Below are 22,668 nucleotides of genomic sequence, written 5' to 3'. Positions count from 1 at the left end.
CCGCCGTTTCGTTTTCCCATGATCGAAATACGCAATATCTCCCAGCGGTTCGCCGGGCCCCGGGGCTGGGTCGAGGCGCTGCACAACGTCAATCTGTCGATTCCGGCGGGCGAGGTGTTCGGCATCATCGGCCGCAGCGGCGCGGGCAAGAGTACGCTCGTGCGCACCATCAACCTGCTGACGCGCCCGAGCGAAGGCAATATCGTCGTCAACGGCCGCGATCTGACGACGCTGCCCGCAGCCCAACTGCGCGAGGCGCGTCGCGAGATCGGCATGATCTTCCAGCACTTCAACCTGCTGTCGTCGCGCACCGTGTACGGGAACGTCGCGCTGCCGCTCGAACTCGCCGGCATGAAGCGCGATGAAATCGAAGCGAACGTGCTGCCGCTGCTCGAACTGGTCGGCCTGACGGCGCAGAAGGATCGCTATCCGGCGCAGATCAGCGGCGGCCAGAAGCAGCGCGTCGGTATCGCACGGGCGCTGGCGAGCAAGCCGAAAGTGCTGCTCTCCGACGAAGCGACGTCCGCGCTCGATCCCGAAACCACGCGCTCGATCCTCGACCTGCTCAAGCGCATCAATCGTGAACTGAACCTGACGATCGTGCTGATCACGCACCAGATGGACGTGATCAAGCAGGTCTGCGACCGCGTCGCGGTGCTGGATGCGGGCCGCGTGGTCGAAGAGGGCAAGGTTATCGACGTGTTCCTGCAACCGCATCATGAAGTCACGCGCGCGTTGATCGGCGACGTGATCGCGCAGGAACTGCCACCCGCCATGAAGGCGCGCGTCGCAGAACGACTCAAGACCGGCAGCGGCCACTTGCTGCGGCTCGCGTTCACCGGCTCCGGCGTCGATCAGCCGATCCTGTCGGAAACCATTCGCCGCTACGAACTCGACTTCAACATCCTGCACGGCCAGATCGACGAGATCCAGGGGCAGGCTTTCGGCTCGCTCGCGGTGCTGGCGGGCGGCGAACCGGCGAACGTGGCGCGGGCATTGACGTATCTGCGTGAACAGGGTGTGGTGGTGGAGGAACTCTCGTATGTTGAGTGAAATGCTGGATATGTTCGTCCAGTCGTTCTGGGAAACGCTCGTGATGGTGGGCATTTCGGGACTGGTCGGCGCGTTGGTGGGTTTGCCGCTCGGTGTGCTGCTGTATCTGACGGATCGCCAGGGCGTGCTGCAGAACATCGCGGTGAATCGCGTGATGGGTGTGGTCGTCAATGCGGTTCGTTCGACGCCGTTCATCATCCTGCTCGTGGCCGTGATTCCGTTCACGCGCCTCGTGGTGGGTTCGTCGATCGGCACGGCGGCCGCTGTCGTGCCGCTGACGATCGCCGCCGCGCCGTTCATCGCGCGTCTGGTCGAGACCGCGTTGCGCGAAGTGGATCGCGGACTGATCGAAGCCGCGCAGGCGATGGGCGCGACCACCAGCCAGATCGTCTTCAAGGTGTTGTTGCCGGAATCGCTGCCGGGCGTGGTCGCCGGCCTGACGATCACTTTCGTCTCGCTGGTCGGCTATTCGGCAATGGCCGGCGCGATCGGCGGCGGCGGTCTCGGCGATCTCGGCATTCGTTACGGGTATCAGCGTTTCCTGCCGGAAGTGATGTTGACGGTCGTGGTGATTCTGATCGTCTTCGTGCAACTGGTGCAGTCGTTTGGGGATTGGCTCGTGCGTCGCTTGAGCCATAAGTAAAACAACAAAATCGATAGATTCGGGAATGTCCAACATGCAACGTCGTCTCATTCTGAAACTGGCCGCCGCATTCGGCGCCGCGTCACTGTTCGCCACCGGCGTGGCTCACGCTGAAGACACGATCAAGGTCGGCGTCACCGGCGGTCCGCATGCGCAGATCATGGAAGTCGTGAAGACGGTCGCGGCGAAAAACGGCCTGAACATCAAGATTGTCGAATTCTCCGACTACGTGCAGCCGAACGCCGCGCTCGCCGGCGGCGATCTGGACGCGAACAGCTATCAGCACGACCCGTATCTGCAGGCGCAGGTGAAGGACCGCGGCTACAAGCTGGTCCGTGTCGCGGATACGGTGACGTACCCGATGGGCATCTATTCGAAGAAAGTGAAGTTGCTCGCCGAGTTGCAGCCGGGCGCGAAGATCGCGGTGCCGAACGATCCGACCAACGGCGGCCGCGCACTCCTGTTGCTGCAAAAGCAGGGCTTGCTGAAACTGCGCGCCGATGCCGGTCTGAAGGCGACACCGCTCGACATTGTCGACAACCCGAAGAAGCTGAAGATCGTCGAACTCGACGCCGCGCAGATTCCGCGCTCGCTAAACGATGTGGACGCTGCCGCGATCAATACGAACTTCGCGATGGAAGCGGGTCTGAAACCCAAGCAGGACGCCATCGCAATTGAAGATCCGAAGGGCCCTTATGTGAACGTCATCGCGATCCGCGAGGCGGACAGGAATAAGCCGTGGGTCGCCAAACTGGTCGCGGCGTATCATTCGCCGGAAGTGAAGCAGTTTGTTGAAAGCAAATTCGGCGGGTCGGTGATCACCGCGTGGTGAGCCGACGGCCTGCGGAACAAGCAAGACAAGACGGCAATGCAAAATTAGAGTCGTAGGTCGGAACCCGGGGTTGTCTCCCGGGTTTTTTCGAGATTAAAATAGAACGACCGTTCGATATTGCCGTCGCGCCGCTGAGGAGCGATATCCTCCTGCTAAAGCGCCCGCGACAGGGCTGCCGCGAGGGCAGTCGTTATAATGCTCGTTGGGTTGACGTATTCGTAACTTTGGAGCGTGTGCATGAAAATCCTGGTGCCAGTCAAAAGAGTAGTCGATTACAACGTGAAAGTCCGGGTGAAGTCGGACGGCACGGGCGTCGACATCGCGAACGTGAAGATGTCGATGAATCCGTTCGATGAAATCGCGGTTGAAGAAGCGGTGCGGTTGAAGGAAGCGGGTGTGGCGACCGAAGTGATCGCCGTGTCGGCGGGCGTCACGCAGTCGCAGGAAACGCTGCGCACGGCGCTGGCGATCGGCGCGGATCGCGCGATCCTGGTCGAGTCTTCCGAAGAACTGCAACCGCTGGCCGTGGCCAAACTGCTGAAGGCGCTGGTGGACAGGGAAGAGCCTTCGCTGGTCATTCTCGGCAAGCAGGCTATCGACGACGATTCGAACCAGACCGGTCAGATGCTGGCTGCTTTGGCCGGGTTGCCGCAGGCGACGTTCGCCTCGAAGGTTGTCGTGGCTGACGGCAAGGCGACGGTTTCGCGTGAAGTGGACGGCGGCGCTGAAACGCTGTCGCTGACGCTGCCCGCAGTGATCACGACCGACCTGCGCCTGAACGAGCCGCGCTACGTGACGCTGCCGAACATCATGAAGGCGAAGAAAAAGCCGCTGGAAACGATCAGGCCGGAAGATCTCGGCGTTGACGTCACGCCGCGCCTGAAGACGCTGAAGGTTGTCGAGCCGCCCAGGCGCTCCGCTGGTGTGAAGGTGCCGGATGTGAAGACGCTGGTCGAGAAGCTGAAGACCGAAGCCAAGGTGCTTTAAGTAAAACGCGGAGACGGACGAAATGACGAATCTGGTAATAGCAGAACACGACAACGCGTCGATCAAGGCCGCGACGCTGAATACGATCGCAGCGGCACAGAAGATTGGCGGTGACATTCACGTGCTGGTGGCCGGTCACAACGCACAAGCCGCAGCAGATGCCGCAGCGAAGATTGCCGGCGTGACCAAAGTGCTGCTGGCCGACGCGCCGCAACTCGAAGCGGGCCTCGCGGAAAACGTCGAAGCGACAGTGCTGAACATCGCAAAGGACTACACGCACATCCTCGCCCCGGCGACGGCGTACGGCAAGAACATCGCCCCGCGCATCGCCGCGAAGCTCGATGTTGCGCAGATCAGCGATATCACGGCGGTGGATAGCGCCGATACGTTTGAACGCCCGATCTACGCGGGCAATGCGATCGCAACGGTGCAATCTCAAGACCCGATCAAGGTCATCACGGTGCGCTCCACCGGCTTCGACGCAGTCGCGGCCGAAGGCGGCAGCGCATCGGTGGAGAAAATCGAAGCGGCAGCGGACAGCGGTATCTCGCAGTTCGTCAGCCGTGAAGTGACGAAGCTGGATCGTCCGGAACTGACGTCGGCGAAGATCATCGTCTCGGGTGGCCGCGGTCTGGGCAACGGCGAGAACTACACGAAGGTTCTCGAACCGCTGGCCGACAAGCTGAACGCGGCGCTGGGCGCATCGCGTGCCGCCGTCGATGCGGGCTTCGTGCCGAACGACTATCAGGTGGGACAAACCGGCAAGATCGTCGCACCGCAACTGTATGTGGCGATCGGCATCTCGGGTGCGATCCAGCATCTGGCCGGCATGAAAGACAGCAAAGTGATCGTCGCAATCAACAAGGACGCGGAAGCGCCGATTTTCAGCGTCGCCGATTATGGTCTGGTGGGCGATCTGTTCACGGTCGTGCCCGAACTCGTTAGCGAGCTCGGTTAAGCGCCGTAACGCCTTAAAAAAGGCGTCTGGCAGCACAGGAAGGGCGCGGGACCGATCAAGTCCAGCGTCCTTTTTTTATATCAACGGCGGGAGGAGACGGAAATGAGCTATACGGCACCCATCAAGGACATGCTGTTCGTGATGAAAGAACTGGCCGGTCTCGAACACATCGCGACGCTGCCGGGCTTCGAAGACGCGAACCTCGACACCGCGCAGGCCGTGCTCGAAGAGTCGGCGAAACTGTGCAGCGAAGTGCTGGCACCGCTGAATGTCGAAGGCGATCGCAATCCGAGCAGCTGGAAAGACGGCGTGGTCACCGCAACGCCTGGCTTCAGGGAAGCGTTCCGGCAGTTCGGCGAAGGCGGTTGGCAAGGCGTGCAGCATCCGCTCGACTACGATGGCCAGGGTTTGCCCAAGCTGATTGCCACAGCCTGTATCGAGATGCTCAACGCGTCGAATCTGTCGTTCGCGCTGTGCCCGCTGCTCACGGATGGCGCCATCGAGGCGCTGCTCACGGCGGGCAGCGAGGAGCAGAAACAAACGTACGTGCCCAAGCTCATTTCCGGCGAATGGACCGGCACGATGAACCTGACCGAGCCGCAGGCCGGCTCCGATCTCGCGCTGGTGCGCACGCGCGCCGAACCGCAGGGCGACGGTTCGTTCAAACTGTTCGGCACGAAGATTTTCATCACGTGGGGCGAGCACGACATGGCGAAGAACATCGCGCATCTCGTGCTGGCGCGCACGCCGAACGCACCCGAAGGCGTGAAGGGCATTTCGCTCTTCATCGTGCCGAAGTTTCTCGTCAATGAAGACGGTTCGCTCGGCGAGCGCAACGACGTGCATTGCGTGTCGATCGAACACAAGCTCGGCATCAAGGCGAGCCCGACCGCGGTGCTGCAGTTCGGCGACCACGGCGGTGCGATCGGTCATCTGATCGGCGAGGAAAATCGCGGTCTCGAGTACATGTTCATCATGATGAACGCGGCGCGGTTTGCGGTTGGCATGCAAGGCATCGGCGTGTCGGATCGTGCTTACCAGAAGGCGGTGGCGTACGCGAAAGACCGCGTGCAAAGCCGTCCGGTGGATGGTTCCGCGAAACAGCCGGTCGCGATCATTCAGCACCCCGACGTGCGCCGCATGCTCGCGACCATGCGCGGCCTGACCGAGGCGTCGCGTGCGCTGGCTTACGTGGCTGCAGCTCATTGCGATATCGCGCACCGTCACGCGGACGAAGCCACGCGAGCGGAACATCAGGCGATCTACGAATACCTCGTGCCGATCGTGAAGGGCTGGAGCACGGAACTGTCGATCGATGTGACGAGCCTCGGCGTGCAGGTGCATGGCGGCATGGGCTTCATCGAGGAAACCGGCGCTGCGCAGTACTACCGCGACGCGCGCATTCTGCCTATTTACGAAGGCACGACCGCGATTCAGGCCAACGACCTGATCGGCCGCAAGACGGTGCGCGACGGCGGCAAGATAGCGAAGTCGCTGCTCGCCGGAGTGGCTGAAACGATCGAAGCACTCGGCGCGCAGCAAGGCCCGGCGTTCGAGTCGATGAAGAAGTATCTCGCGCAGGGTCATCGCTCGTTGAGCGCGGTGGTTGAGTTTGTGGTCGCCAATACGAAGAGTGACCCGAATGCGGTATTCGCCGGCAGCGTGCCGTATCTGAAACTCCCGGGCATCGTGCTCGGCGGCTGGCAGATGGCGCGTGCGCTGCTCGTGGCGGCCGGGAAGCGCGACGAAGACCCTTCGTTCTACGGCGCCAAGATCGCGACCGCGCAGTTCTATGCCGAGCACCTGCTGCCGCTGGCCTCGGCGCTCGAGGCGTCGATTGTCAGCGCGAAGGGTGGCGAGAGCGTGCTGGCGCTGTCTGAAGATCAGTTCTGACGCTGCTTCTGTTTCTAACTTCGCTTGAAAAAATTCGCTTGAAAAAACGAACAGCGCCTTGCGTGAGGCGCCGTTTGCTTTTGCGGCGCTGGTCTGTGAGATCACATGCCAGCTCAACCGCTCGCGAAGCGTCGTTAAACCACTTCAGGCATAAGCCGGCCGAGGCGCACCGCCGCTCTCACCGAGATAGCGATGCACCGACAGGTCGTCCGCCTTGATGGCCGGCTGCTTGCCCGACATCACGTCGGCGAGCAGTTGGCCCGAGCCGCACGACATCGTCCAGCCCAGCGTGCCGTGGCCCGTGTTCAGGAACAGGTTGGCCACCGGCGTGCGGCCGACGATCGGCGTGCCGTCCGGCGTCATGGGGCGCAGACCGGACCAGAACGTGGCTTTCGACGTATCGCCGCCGCCCGGGAACAGATCGTTCACGCACAGCTCCAGCGTTTCACGACGCGCCTGGCGCAGCGATTTGTCGAAGCCGACAATCTCGGCCATGCCGCCCACGCGAATCCGGTCGTCGAAACGCGTGATCGCGATCTTGTAGGTTTCGTCCAGCACCGTCGAGACTGGTGCCGATGCTTCGTTGACGATCGGCGCGGTGATCGAATAACCCTTGAGCGGATACACGGGGATCTTCACCAGACCGGACAGGAATTGGGTGGAGTAGGAACCCAGCGCGACGACGAACGAATCGGCGCGCACGAGCTCTTCGCCGCACTTCACGCCGGCGATGCGGTCGCCCGCCATTGCAAGTGCGTCGATCGGCGTGTTGTAGCGGAATTTGACGCCCAGTTGTTCCGCCAGCGCGGCGAGGCGCGTGGTGAACATCTGGCAGTCGCCGGTTTCATCGCCCGGCAGGCGAAGACCGCCGGTCAGCTTGTGCGACACCGCGGCGAGCGCCGGTTCCGCCTGCGCCAGTTCAGCCGGCGACAGCAGTTCGTACGGCACATTGGCTTCCCGCAGCACGGCGATATCTTTAGCGGCGCCGTCGAATTGCTGCTGCGTGCGAAACACCTGCAGCGTGCCGCCGGTGCGCCCTTCGTACTGGATGCCGGTTTCAGCGCGCAGCGCTTGCAGGCAGTCGCGGCTGTATTCGGCGAGGCGGACCATGCGGCCCTTGTTCACCGCATAGCGCGACGACGTGCAGTTTTGCAGCATCTGCCACATCCATTGCAACTGGAATTGCGTTCCGTCGAGGCGGATTGCGAGCGGCGCGTGCTTCTGGAACATCCACTTGACGGCCTTCAGCGGCACACCCGGCGCGGCCCACGGCGACGCGTAGCCGGGCGAGATCTGACCGGCATTGGCGAAACTGGTTTCGAGCGCCGGGCCGGCCTCGCGATCGATAACGGTCACTTCGTGACCGGCGCGCGCCAGGTAATACGCACTCGTCACCCCGACGACGCCACTGCCCAAAACGACGACTCGCATAGATGCTCCAGGATATTCAGATGAGTTCTGAGGGCGGTGCGCTCGTCGAGTCGTTGGAATTCGTTCGATTAACGAGGTGTAACGCGGGTCGCCCAGTGTTAACCGCTATACTATTAACAGTCAGGCAGGTTTTGTTATTGTATTTTCAAGATTTTCAGCAAAAACATCATGCGTACACAGCGCCAACCGGTCCGGGCTCTCGACAAACTCGATCACAAGATCCTGCGCCTCTTGCAGCAGGACGGCCGGATGGCCATGAAAGACCTGGCCGAACAGGTCGGATTGTCGGTCACGCCGTGTATCGAACGCGTCAAGCGGATGGAGCGCGACGGTGTGATAACCGGCTACCACGCGCGCGTGAACCCGGCGGAGCTGGGCGCGGCGCTGCTGGTGTTCGTCGAGATCACGCTGGACCACAAGAGCGGCAACATGTTCGACCAGTTCCGCCGCGAGGTGCAGAAGATTCCGGAGGTGCTGGAGTGCCACCTCGTCTCGGGTGACTTCGACTATCTGATCAAGGCGCGCATCGGCGAAATGGCCGATTACCGGAAGCTGCTCGGCGATATCCTGCTGCAGTTGCCCGGTGCGGTGCAGTCGAAAAGCTACGTGGTGATGGAGGAGATCAAGGAAACGCTGACGATTGCGGTTGGGGATTGAACGCTAGGGCAAGCCGGAACGGGGCTCGACAAACGGCGTAAACACTGTATATTTATACAGGTATTTTGCGCCGTTTATGTTTTGCGTGTTCTACCCGTGACCGACTCCGACTCCCAACTCGTCAACGAATTTCCGATCGCGCCGCCCGCGCCTCGCAAGGGGCGCGGTGCGGTGACGAACCTGCAAGGGCGCTACGAAGTCGACCAGCGCGAAGCGGTCGACGACGGCTGGCTGTTGCCGGCGGAAGAGGATGACGAGCCGAAGGTCTTGCGTACGCAGGTCTTCGAGGAGCGCGCCAAGACCATTCTCACCCGCAATGCGTCGCCGGATATTCCTTTCGGTGTGTCGCTGAATCCTTACCGCGGTTGCGAGCACGGCTGCATCTATTGTTTTGCTCGGCCCACGCACAGTTATCTGGGGCTCTCGCCAGGGCTCGACTTCGAAAGCCGGATCTATGCCAAGGTCAACGCGCCGGAGTTGCTCGAGCGGGAACTGTCGAAAAAGTCCTACGTGCCGGAGCCAATTGCGCTAGGCGTGAATACCGACGCGTGGCAGCCCGCCGAGCGCGACTTGCAACTCACGCGCCACGTGATCGAAGTGCTCAGCGAGCGGCATCATCCGTTTGCCGCAATCACCAAGTCGTCGCTGATCGAACGCGATCTCGATCTGCTGGCGCCTATGGCAGCGCGCGGGCAATTCATGGCCGCCATTACCATCACTACGCTGGACGCCGGGATCGCCCGCACGCTCGAACCGCGCGCGGCTACGCCGTCGCGGCGGCTACGCACCATTCGCACGTTGAGCGAGGCGGGGATTCCGGTCGGCGTCAGCATCGCGCCGGTGATTCCGTTCGTCACCGAACCAGACATGGAGCGCGTGCTGGAAGCCTGTGCAGAGGCCGGCGCAAGCAATGCGAGCTATATCGTGCTGCGTTTACCGTGGGAAGTCGCGCCGCTATTCAAGGATTGGCTCTCAGCGCATTTTCCGGATCGCGCCGAACGGGTCATGGGCCGGGTGCGAGACATGCGGGGCGGGAAGGACTATGACTCGTCTTTTTCCACACGCATGAAGGGAGAGGGGTTGTGGGCGGATCTACTCAAGCAGCGATTCCACAAGGCGGTGCGCCGGCTGGGTCTGAACCAGCGTGACCGCGGCATTCTCGATATGTCGCACTTTCGCCGGGTCGAACCGTCGCGTGCCAACCAACCGGCGCGCAACGACTCTCAACTGGATCTTTTTTAGCGCAGCGTGTGGCGGATCATTGCGAGAGTGCTTTGGCCGCCTGTACCTGGCCTTCGAAGTAGGTCTGGAATGAAATGGCGAGTCCTGTCATCAGCAGGAAGGCGCCGATCAGCAGCGAAAAAATCACGACGAAAATAACTGTCCAACCGGAGCGGCTTTGGCGCTCGCTCTGGGCGTTGAACTGTGCATCCCACTTTTCATCCGGACGCAGCCCGTAGACGATCGCGGCGAGAAACCCGGCGAGCAGCGAAACCGCACCGGGAAGCGCCAGCATCCAGCCGAGCATGGAAGCCCGGTCGCTCGCCGCCACCAGCATGGCGCCCGGAATGCCGAGCAGCGTGCCGATCACGTGGGCCCAGCCGTAGAGGTCGCGCTTGCCGTACAGATAGAAGCGGTGAGCGCCAAGGCAGCCGAAGAAGAACGCCAGCGCGGCGGTAATCGTCTTGGATCTGAAGCGCAGGGAAGTCGAAGCAAGGGTGGACATGTAGGCGAGAGCAGAGTGGCAGACGGTCGAAAGGAGCGGCGCGCGGCTCGCGCGGACCGACGCGCATTCTACGCCCGCCGCAGGCGAAGGGGCATGTGGCCTGCGGGGCGGGGGTTGTCAGGAAGCGCCGGATTGGAGTTGCGTTGGCGGCGCGGGTGGCCGGTTGGGCTGGATGGCCGGGCTTCCGGGTTTTCCGCGCGCCCGGCCGCTGATTATTGCTCAAGGGCCCGCTACGGCGCCGAATAGGTGACGCGATAGACAGCGCCGGCGTAGTCGTCGCTGATCAGGAGCGAGCCGTCAGGCAGCGGCAACACGTCGGCGGGGCGGCCCCAGACCGACTCGCCAGATTGCAGCCACCCCTCGGCGAAGACTTCCTGGTGGGCGTTGTTGCCGTCCGGATCCGTGACTACATGCACGACGCGATAGCCGACTTTCTTGCTGCGATTCCACGAACCGTGCTCAGCGATGAAAATCGTGTTCCGGTAAGCGGCTGGAAACATCGAACCGCTATAAAAGCGCATACCGAGCGCCGCGACATGCGCACCGAGTTTGACTGCGGGCGGCGTAAAGCCGCTGCACGGATGATCTTTGCCGAATTCAGGATCGGGCGTGTCGCCGCCGTGGCAATACGGAAAGCCGAAATCCATCCCGGCACGCGGCGCGCGGTTGAGTTTGTCGTCCGGCACGTCGTCGCCCAGCAGATCGCGGCCGTTGTCGGTGAACCACAGTTCGTGTGTCACCGGGTGCCACGCGAAGCCGACCGAATTGCGGATGCCGCGCGCTACGATCTCGTAGTGACTGCCGTCCGGGTCCATGCGGCCGATCAGGCCGAAGCGATTGCGGTCTTTCAGGCATACGTTGCAAGGCGCACCTTGCGGCACGTACAGCTTGCCGTCCGGCCCAAAAGCGATGAATTTCCAGCCGTGGTGCGTCTCCGTGGGCAGGGAGTCGATCACGACGGCAGGCTTGGGCGGATCGTTCAGGCGCGCGTCGATCGCGTCGAAGCGAAGAATTTTCGACACCGCCGATACATAGAGCGCGCCGTCGCGCCATGCCACGCCGGCCGGTATTTCCAATCCGGAAGCGATCACGTGGCGAGCGCTCACGTGCCCGTTTTGCAATTCGAGCGCATAGACGTGGCCGTCAAGGCTGCCTATATAGAGAATGCCCTTCGGCGAAAGCGCCATCGCTCGTGCGCTTGGCACGGCGTCCGACAACACCTCAATATGGAAGCCCGGCGGCAGTTTGATCCGCTCCACCGGCAGTGCGGCGAGAGCCGGCAGGGCGGTCGCGGCGAGCAATACGGCCGCGCCGGTGCGCAGGCTCCGGCTTCGCAAAGTGCGCGCTGAGCCGCCAAACCGTGTGGCGGCGTTGAAAAAAGCGCGCAAGAGCACAATTGGCGGCAAGAGTTTCAAGGGCGCTCCGTCAGGTAATTCGGGCGTTTCGGCGTGGTACGGGGGCGCCGGTGTTGTGGCCGGCGCAACCCCGCCGCTCAGTTTATCCCGGTAAGTGTTTGTTATGGCGTTGGTTTCCCGCTATAATCGCGTGTTTCAGTCGTTCCGAACCCCGGTTTTCAAGGATTCTAGTATGGTCATCATCCGCTTGGCTCGTGGCGGCTCCAAGAAGCGCCCGTTCTACAACATCGTCGCAACCGATTCGCGTAACCGTCGTGACGGCCGCTTCATCGAGCGCGTTGGCTTCTACAACCCGGTCGCTACGAAGGGCGAATCCCTCCGTATCGCTCAGGATCGCCTCACGTACTGGCAAGGCGTTGGCGCGCAACTGTCGCCGACCGTCGAGCGTCTCGTGAAGGAAGCTGCAAAGGCGCAGCCGGCTGCTTAATGGTGGCTAGCCTGCGTATCGTCGTCGGTTCGACCGGCGGCTCGCGCGGTTTGCGTGAGCGGCCCAATGAGCAGTCCGATGCGCGAATTGTTTTGCTGAAGCAGGCGTCGAAGCTGGCAGCGAGGTTTTCTTATGTCTGAGCGTGAGTCCGGCAGTCCAGCTCGCGCAAAGGCACAAGCGCCAAAAGCGGCAACCTCGCGCGCGAAGACGTCTGGTCAGGTACCGTTCGGTGCCTTCGTTCGCAAGCCGGTCGAAAAAACCGAAGGCAAGGCGAAAGCCAATGCTGCAAACACCGGTTCCGGTGCAGCAGAAATGCGCATGGAAACGGCAGAAAGCTGGCCTGCCGATGCGGTCGAGGTCGGCGCAATCGTCGACGCTTACGGCCTCAAAGGCTGGGTCAAGGTCGCCGCTCATGCGGATGCCGGCCACGGTGGCGACGCTTTGCTGAGCGCGAAGCGCTGGTGGCTGCTCAAAGGCCAGGAGCGCAAATCGGCGCCGTCGTTGCAGGCGAAAACGCATAGCGACAGTGTGGTGGCTCATCTGGGCGGCGTCACTGACCGCGATGTGGCGCTTGCACTGCGCGGCTCCCGCGTCTATATCAGCCGCAGCGAGTTTCCGGCTCTCGGAGTCGACGAATTCTACTGGGTCGACCTGCTCGGCCTGGACGTGGTGAACGTTGCCGGTGTCAATCTCGGCAAGGTTGCAGACATGGTCGACAACGGTGCGCACTCGGTGTTGCGTATCGAATATCCGGCTACCGACAAAAGCGGCAAGCCGGTCACCGGCGAGCGTTTAATTCCGTTCGTCGGTGTCTTTGTCAAAACGGTAGACCAGGCGGCGAAGCGGATCACCGTCGACTGGGAAGCCGATTACTAAATAATTCGCTGAATGGAGAGAGCGATGCAGTTCGATGTCATCACGCTCTTTCCGGACATGTTTCGTGCGCTGACCGACTGGGGTATCACCAGCCGTGCGGCGAAGCAGGAGCGCTACAGTTTGCGTACGTGGAATCCGCGCGATTTCACGACCGACAACTACCGCACAATTGACGATCGCCCGTACGGCGGCGGACCCGGCATGGTGATGCTGGCGAGGCCGCTGGAAGACGCGATCGGCGCGGCGAAAGCGGCGCAGGCGGAGCAGGGCATCGGCGCCTCGCGCGTCGTGATGATGTCACCGCAAGGTGTCACGCTGAATCACGACAGTGTCATGCGGTTTGCTGCCGAGCCTGGCCTGATCCTGTTGTGCGGGCGCTATGAAGCGATCGACCAGCGTTTGCTCGACCGTGTTGTCGACGAAGAAGTCAGCCTTGGCGACTTCGTGCTGTCAGGCGGTGAATTGCCGGCCATGGCGTTGATGGATGCCGTGGTGCGTCAGTTGCCCGGTGTGCTCAACGACTCGCAGTCTGCGGTGCAGGACAGTTTTGTCGACGTGCTGCTGGATTGTCCGCATTACACGCGCCCGGAGGAATACAACGGCGTGCGTGTTCCCGATGTGCTGCTCGGCGGCCATCATGCGGAGATCGAAGCGTGGCGTCGGCGTGAAGCCTTGCGCAACACGTTGAACAAGCGGCCCGATCTGATCGTGAAGGCCAGAAAGAACAAGATGTTGAGCCGTGCCGACGAGGCATGGCTCGCGAGTCTCGCGAAGGAAGAGTCGAAGGCGTAAAGCCTTGGTCTTTCGAGCGGACATTAGGCGGCGCCGCGCATGCGTGCACGGCGCCAGATGTGAACCCATCCTCTATCGGGGCCGTAGCCGAGCATTTTCTGCGAGGCAGGTACGAACGCCGACAAGATGGACTTAGGAGTCAGTGATGAATCTGATTGCAAAACTCGAGCAGGAAGAAATCGCGCGCGCCCTCGGCGAGAAGACCATCCCCGAATTCGCCCCCGGCGATACGGTGATCGTCAGCGTGAACGTGGTTGAAGGTACGCGTAAGCGTGTTCAGGCTTACGAAGGCGTCGTGATCGCCAAGCGTAACCGTGGTCTGAATTCGTCGTTCATCGTCCGCAAGATTTCGTCGGGCGAAGGCGTCGAGCGTACGTTCCAGACGTACTCGCCGCTGCTGGCGAGCATCGTCGTGAAGCGTCGCGGCGACGTGCGTCGTGCGAAGCTGTACTACCTGCGCGACCGTTCGGGCAAGTCGGCTCGAATCAAGGAAAAGCTGGTCGCGAAGAAAGACCGCGCTGCTCCGGAAGCGTAAATGCTGTAAGAAAAAGCACCCTCGCGGGTGCTTTTTTGTTTGCCAGGTCAAAATAGCGGCATGTCCCCTATCCGCTCATTTCGAGAGACCCGTTGATCCGCCCCGTCTTTGAGCCTGAAACTCTGCCTGTCGAAGCGACGGGCGCCGATCTGCCGCCAGTGGCCGGCGACCGTCTCACGCCTGACGGCCTGCGCGCACGCTTCGAGCAGCCTCTTGCCTGGACCCCCGAGCCTTTCGTCGAAGCGCCTTGGCGCGATACCCATGCCGATCCACGAGTCGCGGCAGTGCTCGTGCCGCTAGTGATCCGCGAGCACGGTCTGACCGTGCTGCTGACGCAGCGCGCCGACCATCTGAACGATCACGCCGGACAGGTGAGCTTTCCCGGCGGCCGTCACGAACCCTTCGATGCCGACGCCACCGCGACCGCGCTGCGCGAAGCACAGGAGGAGGTCGGTCTCGCGCCGTCGCGTGTGGAAATTCTCGGCGCATTGCCCGACTATCTGACGGGCACCGGCTTTCGCGTGACGCCGGTCATCGGCCTCGTGCATCCGCCGTTCACGGTGAAAGCGGACGCGCTCGAAGTAGCCGAAGTCTTCGAAGTGCCGCTCGCCTTTCTGATGAACCCTGCCCATCACGAGGAGCGCGTGTTCCGCTATGAGGGTGGCGAGCGGCGCTTTTTCGCCATGCCGTATCCGCGCGGCGCGTCGGCTGAAGCTGGGCAAAGCGGGAGCGAAGTCGGCGGACACTACTTCATCTGGGGCGCGACGGCTGCGATGCTGCGCAACTTCTATCGCTTTCTTGCGGCGTAAACCGCACGGAACTGTGCAGTTGTTGGGTGTTTGTCAACGTCTGCGCTCAGTCGCATCCGACCCTGTGCTATCGTTATAAAACAATCGTAAAACTCGAAAAGCACGGCGCATCGCATGACTTTTTTCTCTGTATTGCTGGCCCTGATCATTGAACAAATGCGTGCGCTGTCGCCGAACAATCCGGTGTCAGCGCTGCTTCAATACCATGCGGAGTCGGCGGCGCACGGATTCGATGCCGGCAAGCCGAAGCATGGCCTGCTTGCCTGGCTCGTGGTGGTGGTGCCCTGGACGCTGGCCGTTGCGCTCGTCTACTACGTGCTTTACCACATTCACTTTGCGCTGGCGTTCTTGTGGAACGTCGCGGTGCTGTACTTCACGCTCGGCTTTCGCCAGTTCAGCCATTACTTCACGGACATCCACCTCGCGTTGAATAACGACGACGTGCCGCACGCGCGTGAAATCCTGAACGAGTGGACCGGACTCGATACTGTTGACATGCCTGTCAGCGAAATCGTGCGCCATACGCTGATTCATGCGGTGGTCGCTTCGCATCGGCACGTGTTCGGTGTGTTCTTCTGGTTTCTGATTCCGGTCGGACCGGCGGGCGCGGTGCTGTACCGGATTGCCGAATATCTCGCGCGCGCATGGGCGCGGCCGGTGGACGATCGCACGGTCGCGTTTTCGAGCTTCGCACAGCGTGCCTTCTTCGTGATCGACTGGGTGCCCGCGCGGCTGACGTCGCTGGGCTTTGCGATTGTCGGCAATTTCGAAGACGCGATTTATGCGTGGCGCAATCATGCGCGTCAGTGGCCGGATGCGAACGACGGCGTGTTACTGGCCGCGGGCAGCGGTGCGCTGGGCGCGCGCCTGAGCGGGCCGCTGGCTGAGCCGTCCAGCCTCGATGCGCTAGCCACCGGCGACGGCGGCCCGATGCAGGTCGGCGACGACTGCACGCCGCGCACGCTGCAATCGGCCGTGGGTCTGGTGTGGCGCGCGGTGGTGCTGTGGATGATTCTGCTGCTGATGCTGACGATCGCGGTGTGGCTCGCTTGACGTTGCCCCCGAGTCGCGATTGACACAAAAAAACCGGATAAGATCCGGTTTTTTTGAGCTTACAACTCGTCTCGAATAAGTGGGCACCGATCTCGCACGGGAAGAGCAATGTCAATCAGCACCGAGCCCGAAGCACACTCAACACGACGACAGTTGGCTTTTAACCTGCAGCGGTCACCGAGCCACCGAGCCCCGCCTGGTCAACAAAAACCCGCTTCACCCATCTCGCGGATCCCGCGCTGTCCCGCACTTCCAGCACACCGTAAACTGCGCTTCGAGCATCTCACCACACTGCCGGCACAGCCAGCCAGGCGTTCCCGCTGCCGGCCCATGTGAAGCCGCATCGATCAACTTTCGGGCCATCGCCTCATCGCGTTCATCGACGAGCCAAAGCTCAGGCGAACACTGATCCGCCGGAATATCGCCGAGCGCCCCGTTCAGATAACGGTTGTGCAACTCGCAAGCAATGCCCGCGGTTGCCAGCACATTGACCCAGTGCTGCCCGATGATCAGATTCGGCGCGCGCATCAATCTCATGTCAGCGCACGATCTGGCTGGCTTCGTGCACGAGTTGCGCATACAGCGCATGCCGTTCGCGGCGGATGCGGCCATCCGCGACCGCTTCGAGGATCGCGCAACCGGGTTCGTGCAGATGATGGCAGTTGTAGAACCGGCAGTTCGGCAGCAACGGGCGGAACTCGGGAAACGCTCGCTCGAGCCGCCCCTCGGTCAGGTGATGCAGGCCGAATTCCTGGAAGCCCGGCGAGTCGATCAACGAGCCGCCTGTGCCGTCCGCGCTGTCGGGCAGTGGATAGAGACGCGTGAAGGTGGTCGTATGGCGCCCGCTGTTGAGCGCCGTCGAGATTTCGCGCGTGGCGACTTCGGCATCGGGAATCAGCAGATTGACGAGTGTCGATTTGCCCATGCCCGACTGGCCGAGCAGCAGCGTCGAATGACCATGCAGACGTTCGATCAGCGCGGCGCGCGCGGCCTCGGGCTGCGTCCTGATGGACACTTCCACGACCGTATAACCCAGCGCGCGATACGGCTCGAGCCGCTTGCGCGCGCCTTCGAGCTCATCGGTCACGTCGGTCTTGTTCAGCACGATCAACGGCTTCAGCTCATTCGCCTCGGCTGCGACGAGTGCGCGGCCAAGAAGATCTTCGCTGAAATGCGGTTCGGTGGCGAGCACGATCAGCAGTTGATCGAGGTTGGCCGCGAACAGCTTCGATTTGTACTGATCCGAGCGGTACAGCAGATTGCGTCGTTCGCCGATTTCGACGATCACGCCTTGATCCGCCGAAGCCAGCTCGTAAATCACATGATCGCCGACGGCCACCTCGCTGCGTTTGCCGCGCGGGAAGCATTGGAGCAGGGCGCCGCCGTCATCCGGTGCGACCAGATAGTGGCGGCCATGCGCGGCCACGACGAGGCCGCCTACGCGCGCGTTGGACGGCGCGCGCGGCGCTTTCGGGGAGCGGCCGCTCATGCGTGCCGCAGCAGGCGGTCGATCCGCTGCGACGCCGGCGGATGCGAGTAGTAGAACGCGGTGTAAAGCGGGTCGGGCGTTAGGGTCGACGCATTGTCCTCGTACAGCTTGACGAGCGCGTTGACGAGGTCTTGCGCGTCGGTCTGGGTCGCGGCGAACGCGTCGGCTTCGAACTCGTGCTTGCGCGAGCTCAGGCTGCCGAGCGGCGTCACGAAGAACAGGAACACCGGCAGCGCGAGGAAGAACAGCACCAGCGCGAGGCCGCTATTGCCGCCGACCAGCGACGGCCGCACGCCCAGCCCTTCATAGAACCACACGCACTGCATGAGCCAGCCGAGCAGGGCGAGCATCACGAGACTGATCGCGAAGGTGACGAGCATGCGCTTGATCACATGACGGCGTTTGAAGTGGCCGAGTTCGTGCGCGAGCACGGCTTCGATCTCGCTACCCGACAGACGCGCGAGCAGCGTGTCGAAGAACACGATCCGCTTGGCCGCGCCGAAGCCGGTGAAGTAGGCGTTGCCGTGCGCCGAACGGCGGCTGCCGTCCATCACGAACAGGCCCTTGGCGGCGAAACCGCAGCGCTGCATCAGCGCCTCGATGCGGCTTTTCAGTGCTTCGTCCTTGAGCGGCTCGAACTTGTTGAAAAGCGGCGCGATAAACGACGGATACAGCACCAGCACGAGCATCTGGAAGGCGACCCATACGATCCAGGTCCACAGCCACCACAGGCTGCCGGCCTGGTTCATCAACCACAGCACGACGAACAGCAGCGGCAGGCCGAACGCGGCGCCGAGCAGCACGCCCTTGAGCCGGTCGACGAAGAAAATGCCCTTGCTCATGCGGTTGAAGCCGAAGCGCTGTTCGACCACGAACTGACGGTAGTAATCGAACGGCAGATCGACCGCGCTGGTGATCGCGATCACCGCGGCGACCAGCGCGATCTGGCCGATATAACCGCGGCCGAGCCAGTCGGAGGTGGCCAGATCGAGCGCCTGTACGCCGCCGAGCAGCGTGAGGCCGATCAGCACGGCCGCGCTAACGACGATCTCGATCATGGTGAGACGGGTGCGCTCGACGGTATAGTCGGCGGCGCGCTGGTGCGCAGTGAGGGCGATGGTGCCGGCGAACTGGCTCGGCACCTGCTCGCGATGGCCGACCACGAAGCGGATTTGCCGCGACGCGAGCCACAGCTTGGTGCCGACCATCGCCACGACGGCGACGACGAACAGAACGGTGAAGTACAGGGTAGGCATCCGGGGATTCCGTGGTATCTATGCGAGAATTATATGTTTCCTCCCGCCTCGCGGCGGGGGATAGCCTCAAACCAGCTCAAACCAATCTCAAACGAACAATCGCCGTGGCAGGCGGGCCTGCAGAGCAGCCGTTTGCCCGGCCACCAGGGTTGCCTTCATGACTGACATCCTCGCATCCACCGAACAGCCGCCGCTCGTGCGCAGCGACATGAATCTCGTCTGGCTGGACATGGAAATGACCGGGCTCGAGCCCCATTCCGACCGCATCATCGAAATCGCGGTGGTAGTGACGAACTCCACGCTCGACAGAATGGTCGAAGGCCCGGTTCTGGCGATTCACCAGAGCGACGAGACGCTCGCCGGAATGGATCAGTGGAATCAGAACACGCATGGCCGCTCGGGCCTGATCGACCGCGTGAAGGCCTCCACGGTGAGCGAGGCCGACGCCACCGAACAGATCCGCGATTTCCTGAGCGTCTACGTGCCGCCGGGCAAATCGCCGATGTGCGGCAACTCGATCTGCCAGGACCGCCGCTTCATGGCGCGCTGGATGCCGGATCTGGAGCGCTTCTTCCATTACCGCAATCTCGACGTCAGCACGCTCAAGGAACTGTGCCGCCGCTGGCAGCCGGCCATCTACAAAGGCTTCCAGAAGCGCGCGATGCATACGGCGCTGGCCGATATTCATGAGTCGATCGACGAGCTGAAGTACTACCGCGAGCACTTCCTGATCCCGTCGGCGCCGGACGCTGTTAACGGCGCGGAAAAAGCTGCGGAATAAGAAGGCTTAAGCCGGCCGGGGCGCGCGCTGCGCGTTCTTCGGCCGGAACGCCTTCACCACGTCGGCGTTGGTTTCCACATATGGGCCGCCGATCAGGTCGATGCAATACGGCACGGCGGCGAAAATGCCCGGCACCTTCACTGCGCCGCCTGCTTCGGCGTCGCGCAAGCCTTCCAGCGTTTCCCTGATCGACTTAGGCTGACCCGGCAGGTTGATGATCAGCGCCGCGCGCTCCGCCGTTTCGCGGATTACCGCGACCTGGCGCGACAGGATCGCGGTCGGCACGAAATTCAGGCTGATCTGCCGCATCTGCTCGCCGAAACCCGGCATTTCCTTCGTGGCGACCGAAAGCGTCGCCTCCGGCGTCACGTCGCGGCGCGACGGGCCGGTGCCGCCGGTGGTCAGCACCAGATCGCAGCCAACCTCGTCGACCAGTTCGGTCAGGGTGGCCGAAATGGTCGGCGCATCGTCCTGAATCAACCGGGTGACCACTTGCCACGGCGAGCTCAACGCTGCGCCGAGCCATTCCTGCAACGCCGGAATGCCTTTGTCCTCGTACACGCCGGTGGAGGCACGGTCGCTGATCGACACGAGACCGATCACGATTTCGTCGGGGTAATTACGCGTCGGCTTACCTGAGTTTTTAGGCGTCGCGGTCGTCATCTTCGTCGTCCAGGGCGTCGTCGGCGTCGGAATCGGTCTGCGCGGACGGGCCGTCCGCGTTCTTGATCCACTGGAACAGTTCGCGGAAGTAGCGCGGCGGCTTGCTCTGCTGCGCTTCCTTGCGCGCGTTGCGGATCAGCGTGCGGCCTTGCTGCGGGTCGGCGTTCGGGTGCTGGCGGATGAAATCGGTCAGCGCGGCGTCGTCGGCGAGCAGCTTTTCGCGGGTGCGCTCGATCCAGTGAAGTTTGGCCGTTTCCGCCTTGTTGACGCCGTTGTAGGTGTCGAGCGCGGTGCGCAGCGCGGCGGTTTCTTCGTCCAGCAGCGAGCGCATCACGCGGCCCACGTACTGCACCTGACGGCGCTTGCCTTCGTGATCGGTGATGCGGCGCGCTTCGCGCACGGCGTCGTCGAGCTTTTCGGGCATGGGCATGCGCTTGAGCGCGTCTTTGGGCAGCGCGATCAGCGCCGCGCCCAGTTCCTGCAGCTCGTGCATTTCGCGCTTGAGCTGGGACTTGCTGGGACGGTCGTAGCCGTTTTCGTCGACTTCCGGCTCGGCGGATTCGATGGTTTGAATGCGGGTTTTGCGTGTCATGCCGATATTGTAGCGTGCCGCGCCCGCCGAACCGCCCTGCTGCCGCGCACAAGGCCGCGCGCCCCGCGAAGCGACGGCGGCGCGACGTCAACTCGACGGCAACGCGGCGCTCCGGCAACGCTCAGCCGCCAGCGACGCGAGGCGTAGCGAATGCCAGGTACGGCGTCGCGTACCTTGCTATGATCGCGAGATACGTAACCGGACACACGCATGCAGACACCAGCGTGCGCATGAGCGAGTGAGCTGCGTGACCGGTGCGAACCCAGCGAACAGTGAACAGTGAACAGGGCCGCTCGGCCCCGAACAGGACGGCAACGACAATGGCAGCAGACATGGACGTCAAGCAGCGCTTTTTTCCGCATACCCAGGATGAGCTGAAGGAAATAGCCTCGGACATCCTTCGTCACGCGAAGTCGCTCGGCGGTACCGACGCGGCGACCGAGATTTCCGAAGGCGACGGCCTGTCCGTCTCCGTGCGGCGCGGCGAAGTCGAGACGATCGAACACAACCGCGACAAGATGGTCGGCGTGACGGTGTTCATCGGTAACAAGCGCGGCAATGCGAGCACCTCGGACTTTTCATCGCAGGCTTTGAAGGACACGGTCGCGGCGGCCTACAACATCGCGCGCTTCACGGCTGAAGACGACTGCGCGGGTCTGGCCGAGGCCGAATTGCTGGAAACGGCGCCGCGCGATCTCGATCTCTATCACCCGTGGAATCTGTCCGCGGACGAAGCGGTGGAAATCGCCCGCCGCGCGGAAGACGCCGCGTTCGCGACCGATCCGCAGATCAAGAATTCGGAAGGCGCGAGCGTCTCGGCGCAGCACTCGCAGTTCGTGCTGGCCACCTCGCGCGGTTTCCTGGCGGGTTATCCGTACTCGCGCCACTACGTTGCGTGCGCGCCGATTGCGGGCAGCGGCCGCAACATGCAGCGCGACGACTGGTACACGTCCACCCGCAGCGCCGAAGAACTGGCCAATCCGGAAGCGGTGGGCCGTTACGCGGCGCAACGCGCGCTGGCGCGTATCGGCGCGCGCGGCCTGGATACGCGCAAGGTGCCGGTGCTGTTCGAAGCGCCGCTCGCCGCGGGCCTGCTCGGCGCATTCGTGCAAGCCACGAGCGGCGGCGCGCTGTATCGCAAGACCACGTTCCTCGTCGACAGCCTGGGCAAGCCGGTGTTTGCGCCGCACGTGCAGGTGGTCGAAGACCCGCATATTCCCCGCGCAATGGGCAGCGCGCCGTTCGACGAAGAAGGCGTGCGCACCAGACAGCGTTCGGTGGTGAAGGACGGCGTGGTGGAAGGCTATTTCCTGTCCACCTACTCGGCGCGCAAGCTCGGCATGCAGACCACCGGCAATGCGGGCGGCTCGCACAACCTGTCGCTGCTGAGCTCGAACACGCGCCCCGAGGACGACTTCGAAGAGATGCTGCGCAAGCTTGGCACGGGCCTGTTGCTGACAGAACTGATGGGACAGGGCGTGAACTACGTGACGGGCGACTACTCGCGCGGCGCGTCGGGCTTCTGGGTCGAGAACGGTAAGATCCAGTATCCGGTCGAGGAAATCACCGTGGCGAGCACGCTGCAGGAGATGTTCCACCACATCGTCGCGATCGGCGCGGATACGATCACGCGCGGCACCAAGAAAACCGGTTCGGTGCTGATCGAGCGGATGACGATCGCGGGGCAGTAAAGCGGTTTGCCGCTTGCCGGTCGGCCGTCGGTTCGGTTGTAGAAACGAAAACGCCACGCGAGTCATTGCGTGGTGTTTTTTCATATCACGCGGGCGGCGAGCACCGTCT

Annotated in this window: 24 protein-coding genes; 16 read left to right on the top strand and 8 right to left on the bottom strand. The window is 62.6% G+C overall.

Going from position 1 to position 22,668, the window contains the following annotated elements; genetic code table 11:
• The first annotated feature begins 18 nt into the window (after positions 1–18).
• The 6 genes from PDMSB3_RS15145 (at position 19) to PDMSB3_RS15120 (ending at position 6,366) form a co-directional block, all read left to right on the top strand.
• Positions 19–1,053 (top strand): methionine ABC transporter ATP-binding protein, encoded by a 1,035-nt coding sequence (locus tag PDMSB3_RS15145; protein ID WP_007180901.1) that lies wholly within the window; start codon positions 19–21, stop codon positions 1,051–1,053.
• Positions 1,043–1,696 carry a methionine ABC transporter permease gene (locus PDMSB3_RS15140; RefSeq protein WP_007180902.1) on the top strand — a complete coding sequence of 218 codons (654 nt, stop codon included), beginning with the start codon at positions 1,043–1,045 and terminating at the stop codon, positions 1,694–1,696. The genes PDMSB3_RS15145 and PDMSB3_RS15140 overlap by 11 nt, the downstream gene beginning before the upstream one ends.
• Positions 1,697–1,730: 34 nt before the next feature.
• Positions 1,731–2,528, top strand: a complete 798-nt coding sequence (locus tag PDMSB3_RS15135) for a MetQ/NlpA family ABC transporter substrate-binding protein (protein ID WP_165186779.1) — start codon at positions 1,731–1,733, stop codon at positions 2,526–2,528.
• A gap of 237 nt (positions 2,529–2,765) precedes the next feature.
• On the top strand, positions 2,766–3,515 hold the full coding sequence (locus PDMSB3_RS15130) for an electron transfer flavoprotein subunit beta/FixA family protein (protein ID WP_165186777.1): 750 nt from the start codon (positions 2,766–2,768) through the stop codon (positions 3,513–3,515).
• 22 nt (positions 3,516–3,537) lie between these two features.
• Positions 3,538–4,473, top strand: a complete 936-nt coding sequence (locus PDMSB3_RS15125; RefSeq protein WP_165186775.1) for an electron transfer flavoprotein subunit alpha/FixB family protein — start codon at positions 3,538–3,540, stop codon at positions 4,471–4,473.
• Between the two features lie 102 nt (positions 4,474–4,575).
• A complete protein-coding gene (locus tag PDMSB3_RS15120; protein ID WP_165186755.1) occupies positions 4,576–6,366 on the top strand; it encodes an acyl-CoA dehydrogenase in 1,791 nt (596 codons plus the stop codon).
• 144 nt (positions 6,367–6,510) lie between these two features.
• On the opposite strand, the gene PDMSB3_RS15115 is transcribed toward PDMSB3_RS15120, so the two are convergent.
• Positions 6,511–7,797 carry a D-amino acid dehydrogenase gene (locus PDMSB3_RS15115; protein WP_007180907.1) on the bottom strand — a complete coding sequence of 429 codons (1,287 nt, stop codon included), beginning with the start codon at positions 7,795–7,797 and terminating at the stop codon, positions 6,511–6,513.
• 168 nt (positions 7,798–7,965) lie between these two features.
• On the opposite strand from PDMSB3_RS15115, the gene PDMSB3_RS15110 reads away from it, so the two are divergent.
• Together PDMSB3_RS15110 and PDMSB3_RS15105 are read left to right on the top strand one after the other, a co-directional pair.
• Positions 7,966–8,454 carry an Lrp/AsnC ligand binding domain-containing protein gene (locus PDMSB3_RS15110; protein WP_007180908.1) on the top strand — a complete coding sequence of 163 codons (489 nt, stop codon included), beginning with the start codon at positions 7,966–7,968 and terminating at the stop codon, positions 8,452–8,454.
• Between the two features lie 96 nt (positions 8,455–8,550).
• Positions 8,551–9,696: a PA0069 family radical SAM protein gene (locus PDMSB3_RS15105; RefSeq protein ID WP_007180909.1), complete on the top strand. Its 1,146-nt coding sequence runs from the start codon at positions 8,551–8,553 to the stop codon at positions 9,694–9,696.
• A 16-nt stretch (positions 9,697–9,712) separates the two neighbouring features.
• Here the strand turns inward: PDMSB3_RS15105 and PDMSB3_RS15100 are convergent, their stop codons facing one another.
• Together PDMSB3_RS15100 and PDMSB3_RS15095 are read right to left on the bottom strand one after the other, a co-directional pair.
• Positions 9,713–10,180: an NINE protein gene (locus PDMSB3_RS15100; RefSeq protein WP_007180910.1), complete on the bottom strand. Its 468-nt coding sequence runs from the start codon at positions 10,178–10,180 to the stop codon at positions 9,713–9,715.
• Positions 10,181–10,410: 230 nt separating this feature from the next.
• Positions 10,411–11,595 (bottom strand): PQQ-dependent sugar dehydrogenase, encoded by a 1,185-nt coding sequence (locus tag PDMSB3_RS15095; RefSeq protein ID WP_007180911.1) that lies wholly within the window; start codon positions 11,593–11,595, stop codon positions 10,411–10,413.
• A 172-nt stretch (positions 11,596–11,767) separates the two neighbouring features.
• Here PDMSB3_RS15095 and rpsP point away from each other — a divergent pair, with 172 nt between their 5' ends.
• From rpsP to PDMSB3_RS15065, 6 genes are all read left to right on the top strand, one after another.
• Complete coding sequence (gene rpsP, locus PDMSB3_RS15090) at positions 11,768–12,022, top strand: 30S ribosomal protein S16 (RefSeq protein ID WP_007180912.1); 255 nt, start codon at positions 11,768–11,770, stop codon at positions 12,020–12,022.
• Positions 12,023–12,154: 132 nt separating this feature from the next.
• Complete coding sequence (gene rimM / locus PDMSB3_RS15085; RefSeq protein ID WP_165186754.1) at positions 12,155–12,898, top strand: ribosome maturation factor RimM; 744 nt, start codon at positions 12,155–12,157, stop codon at positions 12,896–12,898.
• A 24-nt stretch (positions 12,899–12,922) separates the two neighbouring features.
• Positions 12,923–13,690 (top strand): tRNA (guanosine(37)-N1)-methyltransferase TrmD, encoded by a 768-nt coding sequence (gene trmD, locus PDMSB3_RS15080; RefSeq protein ID WP_007180915.1) that lies wholly within the window; start codon positions 12,923–12,925, stop codon positions 13,688–13,690.
• Between the two features lie 145 nt (positions 13,691–13,835).
• On the top strand, positions 13,836–14,225 hold the full coding sequence (gene rplS / locus PDMSB3_RS15075) for a 50S ribosomal protein L19 (protein ID WP_007180916.1): 390 nt from the start codon (positions 13,836–13,838) through the stop codon (positions 14,223–14,225).
• A 92-nt stretch (positions 14,226–14,317) separates the two neighbouring features.
• Complete coding sequence (locus PDMSB3_RS15070) at positions 14,318–15,034, top strand: CoA pyrophosphatase (protein ID WP_007180917.1); 717 nt, start codon at positions 14,318–14,320, stop codon at positions 15,032–15,034.
• Between the two features lie 114 nt (positions 15,035–15,148).
• A complete protein-coding gene (locus PDMSB3_RS15065; protein WP_007180918.1) occupies positions 15,149–16,087 on the top strand; it encodes a CobD/CbiB family protein in 939 nt (312 codons plus the stop codon).
• Positions 16,088–16,303: 216 nt separating this feature from the next.
• Here PDMSB3_RS15065 and PDMSB3_RS15060 read toward each other — a convergent pair whose 3' ends face one another.
• Genes PDMSB3_RS15060 through PDMSB3_RS15050 form a run of 3 tightly spaced genes read right to left on the bottom strand, consistent with a single transcriptional unit; the run spans position 16,304 to position 18,832 of the window.
• Positions 16,304–16,624 carry a putative signal transducing protein gene (locus PDMSB3_RS15060; protein WP_007180919.1) on the bottom strand — a complete coding sequence of 107 codons (321 nt, stop codon included), beginning with the start codon at positions 16,622–16,624 and terminating at the stop codon, positions 16,304–16,306.
• Position 16,625: 1 nt separating this feature from the next.
• The gene (gene rsgA / locus PDMSB3_RS15055; protein WP_007180920.1) at positions 16,626–17,576 is read right to left on the bottom strand and encodes a ribosome small subunit-dependent GTPase A; all 951 of its coding nucleotides are present in this window, start codon (positions 17,574–17,576) and stop codon (positions 16,626–16,628) included.
• Positions 17,573–18,832, bottom strand: coding sequence for a M48 family metallopeptidase (locus PDMSB3_RS15050; RefSeq protein WP_165186753.1), 1,260 nt, complete (start codon positions 18,830–18,832; stop codon positions 17,573–17,575). Before PDMSB3_RS15050 ends, rsgA begins: the two co-directional genes overlap by 4 nt.
• A 157-nt stretch (positions 18,833–18,989) precedes the next feature.
• Here PDMSB3_RS15050 and orn point away from each other — a divergent pair, with 157 nt between their 5' ends.
• Positions 18,990–19,613 (top strand): oligoribonuclease, encoded by a 624-nt coding sequence (orn, locus tag PDMSB3_RS15045; protein WP_165186752.1) that lies wholly within the window; start codon positions 18,990–18,992, stop codon positions 19,611–19,613.
• 6 nt (positions 19,614–19,619) lie between these two features.
• Here the strand turns inward: orn and mog are convergent, their stop codons facing one another.
• Together mog and yjgA are read right to left on the bottom strand one after the other, a co-directional pair.
• Positions 19,620–20,276 carry a molybdopterin adenylyltransferase gene (gene mog / locus PDMSB3_RS15040; RefSeq protein ID WP_007180923.1) on the bottom strand — a complete coding sequence of 219 codons (657 nt, stop codon included), beginning with the start codon at positions 20,274–20,276 and terminating at the stop codon, positions 19,620–19,622.
• The gene (gene yjgA / locus PDMSB3_RS15035; protein WP_007180924.1) at positions 20,257–20,868 is read right to left on the bottom strand and encodes a ribosome biogenesis factor YjgA; all 612 of its coding nucleotides are present in this window, start codon (positions 20,866–20,868) and stop codon (positions 20,257–20,259) included. Before yjgA ends, mog begins: the two co-directional genes overlap by 20 nt.
• Before the next feature lie 320 nt (positions 20,869–21,188).
• Between yjgA and pmbA the strand changes: the two genes are divergently transcribed.
• Positions 21,189–22,559 carry a metalloprotease PmbA gene (pmbA, locus tag PDMSB3_RS15030; RefSeq protein WP_007180925.1) on the top strand — a complete coding sequence of 457 codons (1,371 nt, stop codon included), beginning with the start codon at positions 21,189–21,191 and terminating at the stop codon, positions 22,557–22,559.
• Positions 22,560–22,668: the final 109 nt, after the last annotated feature.

This window comes from Paraburkholderia dioscoreae, assembly GCF_902459535.1.
In the GTDB taxonomy this organism is placed as follows: Bacteria; Pseudomonadota; Gammaproteobacteria; order Burkholderiales; family Burkholderiaceae; genus Paraburkholderia; species Paraburkholderia dioscoreae.
The sequence above is the reverse complement of the archived record's forward strand: the minus strand, read 5'-3'. Positions and strand labels throughout refer to the sequence as shown.